The 17,827-nt window shown below is 54.4% G+C and carries 14 protein-coding genes; 8 read left to right on the top strand and 6 right to left on the bottom strand.

The features are described from left to right. Window positions 1-79: 79 nt before the first annotated feature. A complete protein-coding gene (locus tag ABLQ08_RS15990; RefSeq protein WP_352944026.1) occupies window positions 80-790 on the bottom strand; it encodes a sulfotransferase family 2 domain-containing protein in 711 nt (236 codons plus the stop codon). Between the two features lie 118 nt (window positions 791-908). Further along, window positions 909-2,954 carry a DNA topoisomerase IV subunit B gene (parE, locus tag ABLQ08_RS15985; RefSeq protein ID WP_352944024.1) on the bottom strand — a complete coding sequence of 682 codons (2,046 nt, stop codon included), beginning with the start codon at window positions 2,952-2,954 and terminating at the stop codon, window positions 909-911. A 615-nt stretch (window positions 2,955-3,569) separates the two neighbouring features. Between parE and ABLQ08_RS15980 the strand changes: the two genes are divergently transcribed. Then, window positions 3,570-4,409: a tetratricopeptide repeat protein gene (locus tag ABLQ08_RS15980; protein WP_352944022.1), complete on the top strand. Its 840-nt coding sequence runs from the start codon at window positions 3,570-3,572 to the stop codon at window positions 4,407-4,409. Between the two features lie 589 nt (window positions 4,410-4,998). Here the strand turns inward: ABLQ08_RS15980 and xth are convergent. Then, window positions 4,999-5,781, bottom strand: coding sequence for an exodeoxyribonuclease III (gene xth, locus ABLQ08_RS15975; protein WP_352944425.1), 783 nt, complete (start codon window positions 5,779-5,781; stop codon window positions 4,999-5,001). A gap of 68 nt (window positions 5,782-5,849) precedes the next feature. Next, a complete protein-coding gene (locus ABLQ08_RS15970) occupies window positions 5,850-6,191 on the bottom strand; it encodes a HesB/IscA family protein (protein WP_352944020.1) in 342 nt (113 codons plus the stop codon). A gap of 154 nt (window positions 6,192-6,345) precedes the next feature. Here ABLQ08_RS15970 and ABLQ08_RS15965 point away from each other — a divergent pair, with 154 nt between their 5' ends. From ABLQ08_RS15965 to ABLQ08_RS15955, 3 genes are all read left to right on the top strand, one after another. Beyond that, window positions 6,346-7,563 (top strand): deoxyguanosinetriphosphate triphosphohydrolase, encoded by a 1,218-nt coding sequence (locus ABLQ08_RS15965; protein WP_352944018.1) that lies wholly within the window; start codon window positions 6,346-6,348, stop codon window positions 7,561-7,563. Between the two features lie 98 nt (window positions 7,564-7,661). Continuing rightward, complete coding sequence (gene argS / locus ABLQ08_RS15960) at window positions 7,662-9,431, top strand: arginine--tRNA ligase (RefSeq protein ID WP_352944016.1); 1,770 nt, start codon at window positions 7,662-7,664, stop codon at window positions 9,429-9,431. A 147-nt stretch (window positions 9,432-9,578) separates the two neighbouring features. Continuing rightward, window positions 9,579-12,071 (top strand): SPOR domain-containing protein, encoded by a 2,493-nt coding sequence (locus ABLQ08_RS15955; RefSeq protein ID WP_352944014.1) that lies wholly within the window; start codon window positions 9,579-9,581, stop codon window positions 12,069-12,071. A 55-nt stretch (window positions 12,072-12,126) separates the two neighbouring features. Here the strand turns inward: ABLQ08_RS15955 and ABLQ08_RS15950 are convergent, their stop codons facing one another. After that, complete coding sequence (locus tag ABLQ08_RS15950) at window positions 12,127-13,044, bottom strand: LysR family transcriptional regulator (protein WP_352944012.1); 918 nt, start codon at window positions 13,042-13,044, stop codon at window positions 12,127-12,129. A gap of 134 nt (window positions 13,045-13,178) precedes the next feature. On the opposite strand from ABLQ08_RS15950, the gene ABLQ08_RS15945 reads away from it, so the two are divergent. Next, window positions 13,179-14,102, top strand: a complete 924-nt coding sequence (locus ABLQ08_RS15945) for a DMT family transporter (protein ID WP_352944010.1) — start codon at window positions 13,179-13,181, stop codon at window positions 14,100-14,102. Between the two features lie 17 nt (window positions 14,103-14,119). Here the strand turns inward: ABLQ08_RS15945 and ABLQ08_RS15940 are convergent, their stop codons facing one another. After that, a complete protein-coding gene (locus ABLQ08_RS15940) occupies window positions 14,120-15,136 on the bottom strand; it encodes an alpha/beta hydrolase (RefSeq protein WP_352944008.1) in 1,017 nt (338 codons plus the stop codon). A 117-nt stretch (window positions 15,137-15,253) separates the two neighbouring features. Here ABLQ08_RS15940 and nagZ point away from each other — a divergent pair, with 117 nt between their 5' ends. The 3 genes from nagZ to scpB all read left to right on the top strand — a co-directional run bounded on the left by nagZ (window position 15,254) and on the right by scpB (window position 17,821). Next, on the top strand, window positions 15,254-16,273 hold the full coding sequence (gene nagZ / locus ABLQ08_RS15935) for a beta-N-acetylhexosaminidase (RefSeq protein ID WP_352944006.1): 1,020 nt from the start codon (window positions 15,254-15,256) through the stop codon (window positions 16,271-16,273). Between the two features lie 11 nt (window positions 16,274-16,284). After that, a complete protein-coding gene (locus tag ABLQ08_RS15930; protein WP_352944005.1) occupies window positions 16,285-17,124 on the top strand; it encodes a segregation and condensation protein A in 840 nt (279 codons plus the stop codon). A gap of 76 nt (window positions 17,125-17,200) precedes the next feature. Further along, the gene (gene scpB, locus ABLQ08_RS15925) at window positions 17,201-17,821 is read left to right on the top strand and encodes an SMC-Scp complex subunit ScpB (RefSeq protein WP_352944423.1); all 621 of its coding nucleotides are present in this window, start codon (window positions 17,201-17,203) and stop codon (window positions 17,819-17,821) included. Window positions 17,822-17,827 lie beyond the last annotated feature (6 nt).

Here is a 17,827-nt window from a genome sequence, read left to right as displayed (position 1 = left end):
AATGAGGGATGAAAGACGAGCACGATCCGACGGGTTAGCTTGGTCTGCAAAGCATCATCCGGTGAAATTTGAGTTCTTGTCAGGCCGACAGCGCCGGTTGGGAGTAGAACAGGTTGTAGTCCTGCTTGTAGCGCCTATGAAGCATTTTTCCCAAGGCTTCATCTGCGAAAGAACTCAAGGTATCCGCAGAAACATAGTCCGATATTCGATAGCTAGTTGATGAGGTCGGGCGTTGTTCAAGTAAGCTTACAGACAAAAACCGTTCGAGTGAATCCTCAAACTGTTCAAGCTTCAAAACAATATCGGCTGTCAAAGCACCTTTGTAAGTCAGCGTCGCCTTTTGACTACGAAACAGGTTATCTGCATCCAGATCCGAGATACCGGAGACATGCGTCACGAAGTCCACCGGTGACATCGTTTTATCGAAATAGCGCTCGTTGTAATAAGAGGGCAAGGCCTCCTCGGTGAGGATAATTTTCTCGTAACAATACGCAAGTCGATGAAGCGGGTCCTGCACCCAGGCGACAATTTTCATTTCCGGGTAGCGGCGTTTCAGTTCTCGTGCCGTTAGCAACTCGACATTTCCGTGAAACACCAGACGCTCAAGCTTACACCGCTCCAGTGAGACGTCGCTCCCTGGCGTTGTTACGTTGTAATTTCCGGCGAGACAATTCAGGACAGGAGCCAGGACTTGAAACGCTGGTTCGGTTGCACGGGCATAAGCAATGTCATGATCCGGAAAGGCCAGATAAACATGGTTTCTAAGCGGTCGCCGCCGCTTGTCAAACATCGCATAAACCCTGTTCAACATAGTACAGGCCCGGTGGCTAAAATGAGAAGCGGCCCCGATTGAAAACGACCGCTTCCATCTGAAAATCAAATTTCAAACAAATTACGCTTGGTCGCTATTAGATATCAAGGTCCTCAGCGAATTCTGCGTTCTCCTGTATAAAGCGGAACCGCGCTTCAGGCTTGTTGCCCATGAGTCTTTCAACCGTATCGTTGGTGACTGCAATAGCCTCCTCGTCCACGTCGACTTTCAGCATCGATCGCTTCGCAGGATCCATGGTGGTTTCTTTCAGCTGCGCAGGCAACATCTCGCCGAGGCCTTTGAAACGGCCGATTTCTACCTTGGATTTTCCTTTGAAGACCGTCCCCAGCAATTCGTCCTTGTGTGCATCATCACGGGCATAGAGCGTCTTCCCACCCTGGCTCAGGCGGTAGAGTGGGGGAACCGCGAGATAAAGGTGTCCGCCGCGAATGAGCTCCGGCATTTCCCGGTAAAAGAAGGTAATCAGAAGTGATGCAATATGGGCGCCGTCAACGTCCGCATCCGTCATGATGACGATCTTCTCGTATCGCAGATCAGTTTCCCGGTACTGTGAACGCGTGCCGCACCCGAGAGCCTGAATAAGGTCTGCAAGCTGCTGGTTTGCAACAAGTTTGTCGCGTCCTGCATTCGCAACGTTCAGGATCTTGCCGCGCAAGGGGAGCACTGCCTGATTGGACCGGTTTCTTGCCTGCTTTGCAGATCCGCCCGCCGAGTCGCCCTCCACAATGAAGAGCTCGGTTCCGTCAGATTGATTGGCGGAGCAATCAGCAAGTTTGCCGGGTAGGCGGAGTTTTCGCACCGCCGTTTTGCGGGCAACGTCTTTTTCCTGACGGCGTCGGAGGCGCTCTTCGGCCCGATCGATCACCCATTCCAGAAGTTTGTTGGCCTGGTTCGGCGATGCGGTCAGCCAGTGATCGAACGCATCGCGGACTGCTGCTTCGGTAATCCTCGTGGCTTCATTCGTCGCAAGCTTGTCCTTGGTCTGACCGACGAATTCGGGCTCGCGAATAAAGACCGACAACATGCCGCCGGCTGACGTCATCACGTCATCACCGGTAATGATGCTGGCTTTCTTGTTATTCGTAAGCTCGCCATACGCCTTCAATCCACGCAGCAGAGCGTAGCGGAAACCAGCTTCGTGGGTTCCTCCTTCCGGCGTCGGGACGGTGTTACAGTAGGAATTGACAAAACCGTCACCTGCGAACCAGTTGACTGCCCATTCCACGGATCCGTGTTTTCCGGTTTTGTCGGTCCGGCCTGCAAAGACCTCGTCAACGACACGGCGTTCCTTTGTCAGACGTTCTTCCAGGAAATCCTTCAAACCGCCAGGAAAGTGAAAAACGGCCTCCGTGGGCGTTTCGTCTTTTTCCGAAACAAGGTCCGGCGAACAACGCCAGCGAATCTCGACGCCGCCAAAGAGATAGGCTTTGGAACGTGCCATCTTGAGCAGACGTGCTGGTAGGAAGCGGGCTCCCTTGCCGAAAATCTGCTCATCAGGTTTGAAGCGAACCTGCGTTCCCCGGCGGTTCTGGGTGTCACCGACCAGCTCGAGCGCACCTTGAGGATGACCGCGCCTGAAAGTCTGCCGATAGAGCTTGCGGCTTCGGGCGACCTCGACGACAAGTTCTTCTGAAAGGGCATTTACGACGGAAACGCCGACGCCGTGCAGACCGCCGGAGGTCTCGTACACCTTGCTGTCGAACTTGCCGCCTGCATGGAGCGTCGTCATGATGACCTCAAGGGCGGACTTGTCCTTGAACTTCGGATGCGGATCCACCGGTATGCCGCGGCCGTTATCGGTAATCGTCAGATAGCCATCAGATGACAAATTGACATCGATCCAGGTTGCATGACCGGCAACAGCTTCGTCCATCGAGTTGTCGATGACTTCCGCGAACAGGTGATGCAGCGCCTTTTCATCAGTGCCGCCGATATACATGCCCGGCCGGCGCCGGACCGGTTCAAGGCCTTCCAGGACCTCAATGTCCGCTGCTGAATACTCATCCGGGACCGGAACGGCTGTCACTGGACGCGATTTCTGCGGCGCAGGAGCAGTTACCTCCTGCGTCATAGGGGCCGAGACCGCTGCATTGCCAGCAAATAGATCGTCTTTTGCGCTCATTCCAAATCGCCTGATGGGGTTTGTAATTCTGGTTCCCGAAGTTTCAGCGCCGATACCTACACCGAATCACACTCAAGTTTGAAGGACAAACATAGAACGAGAAAGGAATTTGGCCAAAACCCCTCGTTTTCAACAACGAACTTGTCAAAATCGTCCTGGAAACCGATCGTCAACCTGATTGTGTTTGGATGAAGCAAATGCCGCAAGTAGGGCCAGGGGCTAAAGTTGTGCTAATTCGGCAACACCTGAAAACAGAGTCGTGCTGGAGCAGTCCGAAACAGCGGGCTGCCCATGTTCGGCCATGTTTGACCATCACCCGTTGCGTTATGATCTGATCCACCGGCCACGTTTCAAATGTGGCGATGACTGAAATGGATCGGGCCAAGGAAACAGTAAATGGTCTCATTTGGGCCCAGAATGGCCCAACTTAGGCCGAATTGATTGGCCATTTTAGGCCTTGTGATCAAGTGGTTCGCTTACGAGCAGCTATTTGTACCAACGAGATGACAAATGCGCTTGGCGCGGACAAAGAACAAGATCGTAAAGATCGTCCGTCGCACCGAAGATATTCGGCCGATGGTGAATAATGTAACAGGGATGCAAAAGAAGAGTTCAATGCTTCAACGCCTCGGAAAATCTGGAGCTTTGCTTAGCGCGTTGATCGTTGTTGGTCTCGCAGGCCCTGCGTTGGCATTTGATGGGCAGCCTGCGATTGACAGCTCGATTGGTCCAGGAGACTTGTCTCCAACCGAAGCGCTCCGCGCTGGTGTGCGGCAGTACAATGAAGGCCGGAAAACCGAAGCATTGACCACTTTGCGCTATGCTGCTGAAAACGGGCAGCCCAGCGCGGCTTGGAAACTCGGCGAGATGTATGCGACCGGCGACGGCGTCCAGGAAGACGATCTCAAGGCTTTTCAGTACTATAGCCAGATTGTTCGCGAGCACGGTGAGGATCGTCCGGACGCCCCGGATGCCCCCTTTGTCTCAAGTGCCTTTGTTGCCCTCGGTTCCTATTATCTGAATGGTATCGACGGCGCCGTGCCGAAAAACGAAGCGCGCGCGCGCCATATTTTCACGCATGCAGCATCCTATTTTGGCGATGCCGAAGCTCAATATGAACTTGGGCGCATGTACCAGGACAGCAACAGCCGTATGGCGGTTCGCTGGTATAATCTTGCCGCCTTGAAGGGGCATGTGGGCGCCCAGGCCCGGCTCGGTGAAACCCTTTATACGCTCGGTTCTTCGGAAAAGAAAAAGGCCAGAGGACTGATGTGGATGACCGTCGCGCGTGAACAGGCAACAGGTTCCGAAGCGGGATGGATTCACGATATGCATGAACAGTATTTCGCGGTGTCCCCCGAACCCGTTCGTGAAAAGGCCCGTTCGCTCGCTGATGGTTGGATCGAGCAAAATCGACCGGATATGCTGACCGCACAGCAACTTACCACTCAGTAAGACGTGCCCAAGCAATTTCTTCTATGAGTTTTCAGCAGCTGCTAATTCAGGCAGATGGTTTAGCCTGCCTTCATACTGTCCGGTGTCTCCGGGGCAGTGCGGAGGGGAATGGCATCTTTTGTGCCCTTAAGGGGCGTGTCCCTGAGATCAGTGACCGGGCATGGAGCGTTGCTTATTTGCCACGAGGTGTTGTTCAAAACCATCTCGCAAGTCGCCATCTTTAGACCGTTCGAACTCTTCAGGCAGATCGACTCGCCGAGACCATAGTCCTCACCCTGGTATCTGCACGTGCAGGAAACGTTCTGAGCATGCGCCATCGGGGAGAAGAAGAATGTTGCAGCGGCAAAAGCTAATTTGCACCATGCTGTGACACCGACCAAGTTGCTCCGTCCGGCCCGCTGAAGTGCTGCCGGGGGTACAGTTTTTCCGCATGCTGCAGGTGCGGATTTGGAGTGGTCGTGCGTTATCCCATGATCCGGAAAGAGTACCATGGTGACCGGTCACTGCAAGTCCACACCGCAAATGCTGGCTTTTCCGCTTACAATTTCACGAGTGAGAGCGTGGCAATGTCTGCAGAGCAGGAATCGGATTATTCGGCTAGCGTGACCCAGACTGGAACGTGATCCGAAGGCTTCTCCCAACCTCGAACATGTTTGTCGATACCGCAACCCGTCATGCGATCGGTTGCCTGCGGAGACATCAGGATGTGGTCGATTCTGATGCCGTTGTTTTTCTGCCAGGCGCCAGCCTGATAGTCCCAAAAAGTGAAAGTTTCGGCAGCTTCAGTGCAGGACCGTACCGCTTCTGTCAGTCCGAGGTTGGTCAGCGTTCGAAACCGCTGGCGGCTTTCGGGTTGGAAGAGAGCATCGTCGAGCCAGTTTTTCGGGTTTTTTGCGTCGATCGGGTCTGGAATGACATTATAGTCGCCCAGTAACAGAAACGCGGTTTCGTCCTTGAGCCTCGCTTCGGCGTGAGCAATCAGTCGATCCATCCATTCCAGCTTGTAGGGAAACTTTTCGGTTCCAAGCGGGTTGCCATTGGGAAGGTACAAACACCCAAACCGGATGGCGCCTTGTTCGGTTGAAACGCTGGCTTCGATATAGCGCGCCTGTTCGTCTTCATCGTTTCCCGGAAGACGGCGTTGGACATCCTCCAGTGGTACCTTCGAGAGGAGAGCCACACCGTTGAAGCCTTTCTGGCCGTGCGTTTCAACGTTGTAGCCGAGATCTTCGAAGGGTTGCCGAGGAAAGTTCTCATCAACCGACTTGATCTCCTGAAGACAGGCGATGTCGGGTGAAGTTTCTTTCAGCCACTCCAGAACAGTGTCGATCCGTGCCTTGACGCCATTGATATTCCAGGTCGCGATTTTCATAAGCAAGGTAGCCTCGAGTTTCAGCGAGCCGGGGCTACCGGCCTTGTCGGGTGAGCGTGCAATATGTGTCAGATGGTGAAACTCGTTCCACAGCCGCACCCAGCGACTGCGTTCGGATTGTTGATCTGAAACGACTGGCCGATCAGATCATCGACGAAGTCGATTTCCGAGCCACCCATATATTGCAGGGAAATGGCATCGATCAGGACGGTCGCATCAGTTGTTTCTATGACAAAATCGTCATCTTCACTGTTGGTGACAACGTCATATTTGTACTGCAGCCCAGAACATCCACCGCCTTCGACGCTGACACGCAGCATGCTGCCGGAAGGTTCTTTGGACAAAATTGCTGCAATCCGCTTGGCAGCCCGGTCGCTGACTGTTACTCGATTTTCAAGTGTTTCGGTCATCTTCTACCGACTCGCTAAGCTCCTTCATAACGAAAGAGCGGTAAATCTGATTTACGCAGATAAGTAAGTTTTGGGATCGCCCACGTCAATGTACTGAGTTTGGCTGTGATAGTTTAAAACACGGGGAATGGCTGTGAACGATGGCTGGAAACAAATGAAAACGGACATTGGATTTGGTGCGCAATCCCGTGCGATTTATGCGGAAAATCCATTTGAAAGCCGTGGGCGTCTTTATCCGGAACCTGAAAGTCCCACAAGAACACCGTTTCAACGCGACCGCGACCGGATCATTCATTCGTCTGCATTCCGACGCCTGAAACACAAGACCCAGGTTTTCGTCTATCACGAAGGCGATCACTTCCGAACCAGGCTGACTCATACGATCGAAGTCTCGCAAATCGCCAGATCGCTGGCGAGGGCATTGCGACTGGATGAGGATCTTGCTGAATGCTTGGCGCTTTCTCATGATCTCGGCCACACGCCCTTCGGGCATGAGGGAGAAGACGTGATGCATGAGTGCATGGCGCCCTTCGGAGGATTTGATCACAATGCCCAGTCCCTGCGCGTCGTGACCCATCTTGAACAGCGTTATGCGGAGTTCGATGGGCTGAACCTTGCCTGGGAGACACTGGAAGGTTTGGTCAAGCACAACGGACCCCTGGTGGATGAAAGCGGTGCGCCGCTCGGGAAGTTCAAAGATGGCGAGCTGCCATTCGCCATTCGTGACTATGCCGAAAAACAGGACCTTCTTTTGCACACTTGGCCAGGAGCCGAAGCCCAGGCGGCGGCAATCGCCGATGACATTGCATATGACGCCCACGATCTTGACGACGGGCTGAGAGCTGGCCTTTTTGCCATCGAGGACATGCGTGAGGTTCCCTATCTTGCGCAGATCTTGTCGGAGGTCGATCGGAAGTATCCTCGACTGGAGGAAAGCCGAAGGATCCATGAAATCGTCCGGCGTTCGATCACAAAAATGGTGGAAGACGTCATCGGGGAAGGGATGCGGAACATTTCAGCGCTCGATCCGCAAAGCGCACAAGACATCCGGTTGGCTGGCCGCTGCCTCGTCAAATTTTCCGACGAAATGGCAGCTGCGGAAAAGGAGGTGAAGCGGTTTCTGTTTGCGCGGGTCTATCGTCATGAGGATGTTCTTGCAGTGCGAAAACTGGTTGCTCGGGTCGTGAGAGACTTGTTCGAGAAGTTCCAAACCGATCCAGATCAGATGCCGGAACCCTGGAACATTGGCCTGTCCAGCCTGAGCGAAAACGAAGTCGCGCGGAGGGTCTGCGATTACATAGCCGGAATGACGGACAGGTATGCAATTGAAGAACATCGCAGATTGTTTGACGACACCCCGGATTTAGGGTAGGCGCTTGAGCGAAATGACCTCCCCGTAACGCCGCAGACTGCGTGTTCTGCTGCGCACGGGGAATTTGTGTTTGTAATACCAAAGCCGATCGGTGCTCTATGAATATCTTCGCGGACTTCACTCAACGTGTTAAAAAGTCTCTTCAAGAACTTGATTTGAAAGACTCTGGCGGAAACACGCCGGACCTGTCACGTGTTGTGGTTGAAGCTCCTCGCGATCCCGCTCATGGGGATTTTGCCACCAATGCGGCCATGGTGCTTGCCAAGCCGATAGGCATGAAGCCGCGAGATCTTGCAGAAAAGCTCGTCGAAAAACTGAACGAAGACCCAGACGTGACCGAGGCGACCGTGGCTGGGCCTGGATTTATCAACCTCCGTGTCGCACCGGTGGTATGGCAGCGAGTTCTTGGAAGCATTCTGGATCTAGGGCAGCAGTTCGGTTCCGTTGAAAAGCTATCTGCTCCGAAAGTGAATGTCGAATATGTTTCGGCCAACCCGACAGGGCCGATGCATGTCGGCCATATCCGGGGCGCGGTCGTCGGTGACGCATTGGCCAATCTCCTGTCCTTTGCAGGAGCCGATGTGGTCAAGGAGTACTATATCAACGACGCCGGCTCCCAGATTGATACGCTGGCTCGCAGCGCCTTCCTGCGATACCGCGAGGCACTAGGTGAGGATATTGGTGAGATTCCGTCAGGACTTTACCCGGGAGACTATCTGATCCCCGTTGGGGATAAGCTCAAGCAGGAATTTGGCGATACACTCGTAAAAAAAGAAGAAGCCGAATGGCTGCCCCTCGTGAAAGAGAGGGCAATGGCTGCAATGCTGGATCTGATCCGTGAAGACCTTTCCGCGCTCGGCGTAGAGCATGAGATCTTTTTCTCCGAAAAGTCCCTTCACGCACGCGAAAACGGCAATGGTTCGAAGATCGACCACATGTTGGACGGCCTGCGCCAGAAAGGGCTGGTTTACGAAGGAACGCTCCCGCCGCCGAAAGGACAGGTGCCGGAAGACTGGGAAGACAGGGAACAAACGCTCTTCCGAGCCAGCGACTTTGGTGACGATACGGACAGAGCGCTCAAGAAGTCGGACGGTTCCTATACGTATTTTGCAGCTGATGTTGCTTACTTCCAGGACAAGTTTGAACGTGATTTCCAGGAAGCCATCTACATTCTCGGTGCTGACCACGGCGGCTATGCAAAACGCTTGCAAGCAGTTGGCAAGGCCGTTTCGGATGGCAAGACCGACGTAATCGTTCGTTTCTGTCAGCTTGTGAAGCTGATGCGCGACGGTGAGCCGGTCAAAATGTCGAAGCGTTCCGGTGATTTCATCACTCTGCGGGAAGTGGTGGACGAAGTCGGCCCCGATCCGGTCCGGTTCATGATGCTGTTCCGCAAGAATGACGCGCCGCTCGATTTCGATTTCAAGAAAGTCACCGAGCAGTCGAAAGACAATCCGGTTTTCTACGTTCAGTACGGATACGCTCGATGCCGCTCTGTCATGAGGCAGGCTGCAGAGGAGCTTCCAGGTGCGGACTTGAGTGAGGTAAATCTGTCGGCGGCTGACTTTACTCTGCTGGAAGATAGCGGTGAACTTGAACTGATCTCGAAGATGGCAGAATGGCCCAAAGTGGTCGGAGCTGCAGCAGAAACACACGAGCCGCACAGAATCGCTTTTTATCTGCATGAACTGGCAAGTTCTTTGCATGGACACTGGAATCGTGGCAAGGAAATGCCGCATTTACGATTTATTGACGCCGGTAACTCGAAATTAACCCTGGCACGTCTTGCATTGGTTCGTGCAATATCTCTGGTGCTTGCTTCAGGTCTTGCGATTCTCGGCGTTAATGCTCCTGAAGAAATGCGCTAGATTTAAACATAGTCTTGCGTGCCCAGGAACCAAAGGCACAATGACTGAACTGGACCGGTTTTCGTAAAGCCTATGTCGGAAGACAACGAAACTAAGCGACCTGACTTGCATGCACCCGAAAACAAACCGGGTGGAGATCGACCGGTTGTGGAAGATCCGCTGGTGGAACTGGCTCGGATTGTCCATAAAAACAAGCAATCGGGGGCTGATGTGAACAGTGGCCGCGTAGGCAACACGGATTACTTTGCAGATCTGGATGATTTTGCAGGTGACGACGATAACGCATCTGGCGGCACTACTGCACGCGTAGAACCGACATTCACGAAGGCGGCTGATCAGCCAGATGTGGATGATCAAAGTGTCGTAAGCGCATCGGAGCCGACAGCTGAAGCCGTTCTCCCGGAAACCGAAGAAACCGCGCAGATTCAGCCTTTTCTTCGGTCCGAAACGCCCCCTGCAACCATACCTGAGCCAATAGAAGTTGAGCCGGAAACCACAAATGTTTCGCCGCTATGGCCGAAAGCGCCTGAACCGCAAAACCTGAGTGGTGCAGTTTCGTCTGCTGCGCAGGTGAACATCCAGCCAGACTTCGGCTCATCGGCACATGCTTATCAGGTTAATACAGAGCAGCCGGATGCGGCTGCCTCGACTCAGGGGACCGATCTCGCTCCGGACGTTTCGCTGGATCTTGAACAAAGCCTGACTGCAGAGCTCGAGGATGAACTTGTTGGTGCTTTCCGTCAGACAACCGATGACGAAACAGCTGATGACGAGCAAAACTGGACTCCGCATATTCCGCAGACCGGCGATACAGTCGAAAGTTACCCGGTCGCCGCTTCCGAGTTGAAGGGGCAACTTCCGGAGTTTGCTCAACAGTCATCACTACGGTCGACTGTTGAGATTTCTGAAGAAGAAGAAATCAACCTGAATGCAGTGACCACTGATGCGTTTCCTCAATCGGTGGTTCCACCGGTGCAGCACGATGTGCCTGGAGGGGAAGAGGCAGCGCCGTCAACTGACATTCCAGTCATCAACTTGAACCCTCAGAATTTTGGCACCTCAGCGCCAATCGAAGAGCCAAAACGACCAACCATCGACGAGAATGATCTGTTTGCCGCATTGAACCCGGCGCCGGTTCAATTTGAGGCGGACGAGCAGGTAACGTCCGCAACAGCTGAAGTGGAATCGCAAAAAACCACAGGTATAGACGCACTTTTCGCTGACCTTGAGTTTCCCGATCCGGCAGACAGAAAAACTGCTCCAACTGAAACTCATGAACCTGAAGCTGTTTCCGAAGCATCGGCTGCGGAAATAGACGACATGACGTGGCCCGCCGCAGTGGAAGCTGTGCCGCAGACAGAAGATGATGAAACGCCGCCGCCGCCCGAAGGGTATGATTTGGATGCCGTTGCACGTGCCATGCAGGAGAGCGATCCAAGCCTGACGGGGGCAGGGGTGTTGCCTCCGCATCCGAGCGCTGAAGAGGCCGTCGTGCCGCAGGCCAAGGAAAAGTCACGGCGAGGCATGTTTGTGGCTGCCGGTGTCTTGGGCGTCGCTGCTCTCGGTGGTGCTGGATTTTTCCTTTATGATGGCGGTTCCGTCCAGGTGCCAAGCGGACCTCCGCCGATCATCAGTGGTTTGCAAGAACCATTGAAAGTCTATCCTGAGAAATCCCAGGCTCAGGCGACCGATGGTGCATCCAAGCTTATTTACGATCGAGTTGATGGTACGAGTGAAGTTATTCCGGACGAGCTGATACTGGCGGAATCTCCTCAGCCCGCTGAACTGCCGCCTGCACCGGCAGGAAGCAATGGAAGTGCCGACCTTGTACCAGGGGCGCCGAAGCGGGTGACGACCTACAAGGTTCTGCCGGACGGAACGATTGTTTCGGAAAGTGAAGCGGCAGCACCTGCTACCGTGACACCGACAATAACTCCAACCCCAACCCCGGTGACAGCCACGCCAACTACCGAAGCGGGAACGCCGAGAGTGGTTGCGACGACACCATTGGTTGCAGGACCTGCCGCGCAGGAGCCTGAAGTTTCCAGTCCAGAACCAGTCGTCTCATCACCTGCTGAGCCTGTTGTTTCAGGAGCACAAGCCGAGCCCGCACCAACCTTGCCCGTAACTACGGAAACGCCTGCTATTGTTGCGGATGAAACACCGGTTGAACCTGTTGTGACCGAACCGGCTGCTCCAGTGCCGTCTGTTTTACCGCGCAAGAAACCCGCAGCGCCGGTTCAGGTGGCGAGTGCACCTGTGGCGCAGACCTCTCCGGCTCAAACTGTTCAGAATGATGGGCCGCTCAATTTGTCGCAATCGGCAAGTGCGCCGGCTCCGGTGCCAGCTGCTACGAACAGCGCGGTGTCATCTTCGGCAAGCATTCCGTCTGGAACCTACATCGTTCAGGTTACGTCGCAACGTTCAGCCGCCGCAGCAACTGATGCATATGCAGGCCTGCAACGTCGGTACCCCTCGATTCTGGGAAGCCGAAACGCGGTCATTGTGCCGGCGGATCTCGGTGACCGGGGCGTCTTTTACCGGGCACGTATTCCAACTGGGTCGCGCGACGAAGCCAATTCCCTTTGCCAAAGCCTCCAGGGAGCCGGTGGGGATTGCTTTGTTCGCCGCCAACCGTAACGGGTCTTCATCCGATTTCTTGAACCGTTGAGTGGTCGAGACATGTTTCGAGCGCTTACTCGGCTGCGATCGGTGTCGATTTGCTGAGACGCCCTGTAAGAGCCGGGCTCAGATCCTTGTAGATATGTGCGATCGCGTCGATCGACTTGCGAACTGCCGGTTCCCGGCGCACATCCCTGTGAACGATGATGTGTTCTGCGTAGGTGAGTTCGGCAAGTGGACCGGTCAGGGCAACGAGCTCCGGTTGTGCATCCGCCATGAAGACGGGTAGCAGCGAAAGACCGGCTCCGGACACGGTCATGTTCATCAAGGTGGTCATCGTGTTGGTGCGAAGATGCGGACGAGAAACTCCGTGAGCTTCCATCCAGCGTACGTGCGACGGATACCAGAGATCATCAGGTGTAAATCCGAGCCAATTGCACTCCAGATACCTTGCTTCAGTTCTGGCGGCAGGGTGGCGGTTCACGAATGTTTCTGAGCCGTAAACACCATAGGCCAGTTCACCTAGCTTTCGGGCGATCAGCGTATCCGTTTCAGGCAGGCAATTGCGGATCTGAAGCTCGATACCCCTTGTCTGGTGGTCCGCATGAAGGTGGCTTGAAATGATCTCCAGTTCCACACCGTCAAGCATCCGGGTCAGGTCTTGAAATCGGTCGGTGAGAACTCTGGCGCGCACTTCATCGACCGCCACTCGAACGACCTTGAGAGCGGCGCCTGAAAGATCCGGAAGAACCCTGCAAGCCGCGTCTGCTTTCTGACGCATTTCTGCGGCCAACGGGATAAGCCGCAAACCGGCCTCCGTTGGTTTCAGACCCGTTGGTGTCCTGTCAAAGAGCCGGGCACCCACCCGTTCCTCGAAACTTTTCAATCGGCGGCTCAACTGTGGCTGGCTCAGTTCCAGGGCTTTCGCCGCGCCGGAAAGTGAGCGCATCCGAGCTGCCGCATCTACGAGTTTTAGGTCATCCCAATTCATGATCGACTTATACCGATATGCAGAGATAGGTGCAATGAGATGCGAAAATGCATACCCGGCATAGCAATCTGACCTCTAATTCAAATGAGACCTTCCTGCTAGAAAAAGGAATTCGTTTGGAGGTCATCTATTTCATGCAGCCGCATCTCGCATATTTCCGTCCGGAGAACACCATCGCAGCGATCGGTCTTGCCATCGCAGGCGTGGCTGCATTTACGCCGATTTTTGCCGTGGGAAAAATCTCGGATGGCGTGTTGCCCGTCGTTGTGCTGGTGTGGCTTCGTTTTCTTGGCGGCGCGATTACGATCGGAACAATTGCCGTTGTGAAAAAGGTTCCATTGCACAATAGATTGAGCGACTTGTGGAAACTCCATTTGATGCGTGCCGTATGCGCAGTCAGTGGCCTGGGGTGCTCGATATATGCTTCAAGCGTCCTGCCGCTCGCTGACGCGACGGCGATAAGTCTTACCAAGGGCGTTGTCGCGATTGCTCTTGCGGGACTGATACTCAAGGAGGTGATATCGCGCAGGCATTGGATTGCCGGCGCAATATGCATCATCGGGGCGTTGATGGTTGTGCGGTCAACGGAAACGGTTGGTGAGTTTTCCGAGCTTGCTCTTTCGGGCGTGATCTCCGCGCTCATGGCAGCGGTATTCATGGCCTGTGAGTCATTGATCATCCGCTATATCGCCCAGCGTGAGGATACTGTGACAATTTTGGCTTATGTCAACGTCTTTGCCGCTATTTTGTTGGCTGGGCCGGTTCTTTGGCTGATCGTCACTTACGAGATTTCCTGGCATGCCTTGTTCACGTTCGCCTGGATCGGGCCGCTCGCAATTTTCGGTCAAGCCATGAACATATCAGCCTACCGGCGTGCAGGCGCAGCGACCCTTGCCCCCGTCTATTACAGCTCCGTGGTTATGTCTGCCGTGGTCGGGTACATCTTCTGGACAGAAATTCCGACATTTCTCGCTGCGCTTGGCGCATTGCTGATTATTGTCGGTGGACTGGTTCTGATGCTGCCTGTTTCTTCGCAAAAAACTGCGCAGACCCTGTAGCCAGGGCCTGTCAGAGGCTACTCACCAAGCAGCTTTTTTGCCAGGAACGGCAGGCTTTCATCAAGACGATAGTCGATCGATGAATGATTGTCGGGAAACTCCTGATAGACATGTTCAACACCAGCGGCTTCCAGTTTGTTGTGGAGACGGCGGGCACCATAAACCAGATTGTACTGATCGACATCGCCACACTCGATCCAGAGACCTTTCAGTGACTTGAGCGCGTCGATATGTTCTTCGACAATGTGAACCGGGTCCCATTGGAGCCACGCATCCCATCGATCTTCGATGATTTCGCACGTTTCAAGGTCGACCGGCAGACGAACGCCGCAGAAAACGTCCGGATCCGGGTCGGGGTCATACGTCGCGGCCATTGCAAAAGTCATCAGGTCATGAAGGGAGTTGCCCGGAAACTTCGGCCCCTTTTCGAAGTCCTTGACAAAGGCTTCGATTGAGCCGGCTTTGGCGATTGCACGAAGGGCGCTCGGCATTTCCGGCAGATAGCAAAGTTCGAATGCCATGTCCCCGGAATGACAAGCCGCGGCGGACCAGACGTCTGCGTATTTCATTGCATGAATGATGGATCCATAGCCGCCGGATGATTTTCCGAAAATGCCACGCTTTCCCGTACCGCCGCATTTGAAACGTCCTTCGACTTCCTCCAGCATTTCTGTGGTCAGCCAGGTCGCCCACGGTCCCATGGCATCACTGTCGATGTACTGATTGCCGCCGAGACGGGTAAAACAATCTGGAAAGGCAACGACCACTGGTGGCAGTTCACCGTCGTGAATGAGGCGGTCGAGGCGTTCTGGAACATTTTCACCGAAGTTTTTCCAGTTGACGTGGGCCGGACCGCCAGCGGTGAAGCCGACTATATCCACCAAAAGCGGCAATCCGCTGCCGTCATGTCCATGCGGCGTATAAACGACAATTTCTCGTGTTGCCGTATCTCCGAGCCGGTTGCTGCCAAGGATTTCCGACCTGTGGGAAATTCGGTGAAGGGTACCAGCCGGGATATTTAGACGCGCGCGCATGGAAGGCTCCGATCGTGGCATTGATAGAATGCATCTAGATTGCAAGTTCGATCATGTCGCGCAAGAGGCAGATCAGCCTTTGTTGACGAGGGCAGGAGGGGCGTTTAATCCGAAGTCATGACCAAAGCCTTTGTTTCCGGCTGTGCCGGTTTGAACCTAACCGCGGATGAAGTCGCATTCTTCAGGGAAGAAAATCCGTGGGGTTTGATCCTGTTCGCGCGTAATATCGAGACGCCAGAGCAGGTAAGGAACCTGACGGAGAGTTTTCGAACAGCTGTGGGTCGCGCGGATGCCCCTGTCCTTGTGGATCAGGAAGGTGGCCGGGTACAGAGGTTGAAGCCGCCGAATTGGCGGAAGTACCCAGCCCCAAAGCTTTACGGCGATCTCTATGAAACAAACGCAGAAAAAGCGCTTCGAACAGCGTGGCTTGGTGCACGCTTGATTGCTGCGGATCTTTTCAATGTTGGTATCAGTATCGATTGCCTGCCATGTCTTGATGTTCGGTTTCCAGACACCGTTGATGCAATAGGCGACAGGGCGTTTTCATCGGATCCAGAGGTGGTTTCGCAGTTGGGCAGCGCAATGGTTGATGGTGCGATTGCCGGCGGTGTCTTGCCTGTGATCAAGCATATTCCCGGACATGGTCGCGCGCGTGTCGACAGTCATTTGCAGCTCCCTAAGGTCGAAGCCGATCATTCCTCCTTAAAAAACGTGGATTTCCGGCCTTTTCAGGCACTTTCCCACGTGTCATTGGGCATGACTGCCCATATTGTATACGCAGGGATCGATGCGGATTCGGCTGGTACGCAAAGTGCAAGGATTGTGCAGGACGTTATCAGAGGCGAGATCGGATTCGATGGCTGTCTCATGAGCGATGACATCTCCATGCACGCTCTTGGCGGCGACTTCGACGACCGGTCGCGCAAGATTATCGACGCCGGCTGTGACATTGTTCTGCATTGTAACGGCGACATGGAGGAGATGCGCGCAGTTGCCTCGGTCGTGCCGGAACTGACTGGCGATGCGAAACGGCGATGCGAAACGGCGCTCATGGGTTTGAAATCGCCCGATCCAGGTTTTCAGGTGTCCGAAGCCTGGGAAGAATTTCAGGAACTCACTGGCTGGCAAGGGGATTGACCGGAGCGGAAATGACAGAATTGGAGAACAACAGACAGATTGCAGAAGATGGGTCCTACGATCTTCTGAGTACTGTCAATTCTGTCGAGAGCCGGGCGACATCGGATCCCCAGCTTGTGGTTGATGTCGATGGTTTCGAGGGGCCGCTTGATCTGTTGCTTGGTCTCGCACGCACTCAGAAGGTTGATCTGGCACGAATTTCAATTCTGGGACTTGTCGAGCAGTACCTGGAGTTTGTGGCTGAAGCCCGCAGAATGCGTTTGGAACTGGCCGCAGACTACCTTGTCATGGCCGCTTGGTTGGCGTTTTTGAAATCAAAGCTGCTTTTGCCGGAGCAAAAGGACGAGGATGAACCCACCGGTGAGGAACTGGCAGCTGCGCTCGCCTTCAGGCTTCGCCGGCTGGAAGCCATGCGAGATGTCTCTGAAAGGCTGATGGTCCGGAGCCGGCAGGGCAAAGAAGTCTTCCACCGCGGCGCTCCGGAAACAATGTCGGTTGAGCACAAGAGTATCTGGGACGCGTCGATATATGACTTGTTGTCAGCCTATGCGACCCAACGACAGCGACAATCGGTGACGTCGGTGCGGGTTTTGAAACGGACTGTATGGTCACTGCAGGAAGCCCGGGAGCTCCTCACCAAACTGGTTGGCCGTGTAAGCGAATGGGCACCATTGAACGCCTATCTTCGCGAATACCTCTACGACAACAAGGATTGGGCAACAATTGTTGCAAGCACATTTTCCGCGAGCCTTGAAATGGTTCGCGAAGGCCAGGTGGAGATCAGGCAGGGAGAACCGTTTTCGCCAGTCTACATCCGCTCCATCGTGAAGGAGCAGGATCATGGCGTCTGATCCAGAGTTCCCGGAACTGGAAGACAACGGCAATCAAATTCGGACCGACGCCGGTGACGACCTCTCGGGTCAGCGAATGGCGGAGGCATTGCTGTTTGCGTCCTCGGAGCCCCTGTCCCTTGAAGAACTGACGCTCAGATTGCCTGATGGCGTCGATGTTTTGGGAGTGCTGGAGACGCTGCAGAAGATTTACGCCACTCGTGGCGTCAATCTTGTCAGGCTCGCGGGTAAATGGTGCTTTCGCACGGCCGATGATCTTGCCTACCTGATGCACAGGAATGTTGAGGAGCAGAGGAAACTCTCGCGAGCTGCGCTGGAGACATTGGCAATCATCGCCTATCACCAACCGGTAACCCGTGCAGAAATTGAAGAGATTCGCGGTGTTTCGACATCCAAGGGCACATTGGACGTTCTACTGGAAACGACATGGATCCGCATGCGCGGGCGTCGCAGAACCCCGGGCCGTCCTGTGACATATGGCACCACGGACCAGTTTCTGATCTACTTCGGGCTTGAAAGCGTTAAAGATCTGCCTGGTCTGGAAGAGCTAAAGGGAGCGGGGCTTCTGGACAGCGCGGTTCCTGCTTCTTTCCTCGTGCCAACGCCAAATGATGAAGACGCTTTGACCGAAGATGAAGATCCATTAGAAGACGGTTCGCTATTTGATGAACCCGCGGACGAGCCCGCGAGAAATTAGGTCACG

It is taken from the genome of Roseibium sp. SCP14 (assembly GCF_040329475.1).
Taxonomy (GTDB): Bacteria; Pseudomonadota; Alphaproteobacteria; order Rhizobiales; family Stappiaceae; genus Roseibium.
The sequence above is the reverse complement of the archived record's forward strand: the minus strand, read 5'-3'. Positions and strand labels throughout refer to the sequence as shown.

Coding starts and splice junctions, on each gene's coding strand:
- ABLQ08_RS15950 (WP_352944012.1), bottom strand. CDS start 13,044: ATGAATTGGGATGACCTAAAACTCGTAGATGCGGCAGCTCGGATGCGC.
- ABLQ08_RS15940 (WP_352944008.1), bottom strand. CDS start 15,136: ATGCGCGCGCGTCTAAATATCCCGGCTGGTACCCTTCACCGAATTTCC.
- ABLQ08_RS15945 (WP_352944010.1), top strand. CDS start 13,179: ATGCAGCCGCATCTCGCATATTTCCGTCCGGAGAACACCATCGCAGCG.
- xth (WP_352944425.1), bottom strand. CDS start 5,781: ATGAAAATCGCGACCTGGAATATCAATGGCGTCAAGGCACGGATCGAC.
- ABLQ08_RS15980 (WP_352944022.1), top strand. CDS start 3,570: ATGCTTCAACGCCTCGGAAAATCTGGAGCTTTGCTTAGCGCGTTGATC.
- ABLQ08_RS15930 (WP_352944005.1), top strand. CDS start 16,285: ATGACAGAATTGGAGAACAACAGACAGATTGCAGAAGATGGGTCCTAC.
- ABLQ08_RS15965 (WP_352944018.1), top strand. CDS start 6,346: ATGAAAACGGACATTGGATTTGGTGCGCAATCCCGTGCGATTTATGCG.
- argS (WP_352944016.1), top strand. CDS start 7,662: ATGAATATCTTCGCGGACTTCACTCAACGTGTTAAAAAGTCTCTTCAA.
- parE (WP_352944024.1), bottom strand. CDS start 2,954: ATGAGCGCAAAAGACGATCTATTTGCTGGCAATGCAGCGGTCTCGGCC.
- ABLQ08_RS15990 (WP_352944026.1), bottom strand. CDS start 790: ATGTTTGACAAGCGGCGGCGACCGCTTAGAAACCATGTTTATCTGGCC.
- nagZ (WP_352944006.1), top strand. CDS start 15,254: ATGACCAAAGCCTTTGTTTCCGGCTGTGCCGGTTTGAACCTAACCGCG.
- ABLQ08_RS15970 (WP_352944020.1), bottom strand. CDS start 6,191: ATGACCGAAACACTTGAAAATCGAGTAACAGTCAGCGACCGGGCTGCC.
- scpB (WP_352944423.1), top strand. CDS start 17,201: ATGGCGGAGGCATTGCTGTTTGCGTCCTCGGAGCCCCTGTCCCTTGAA.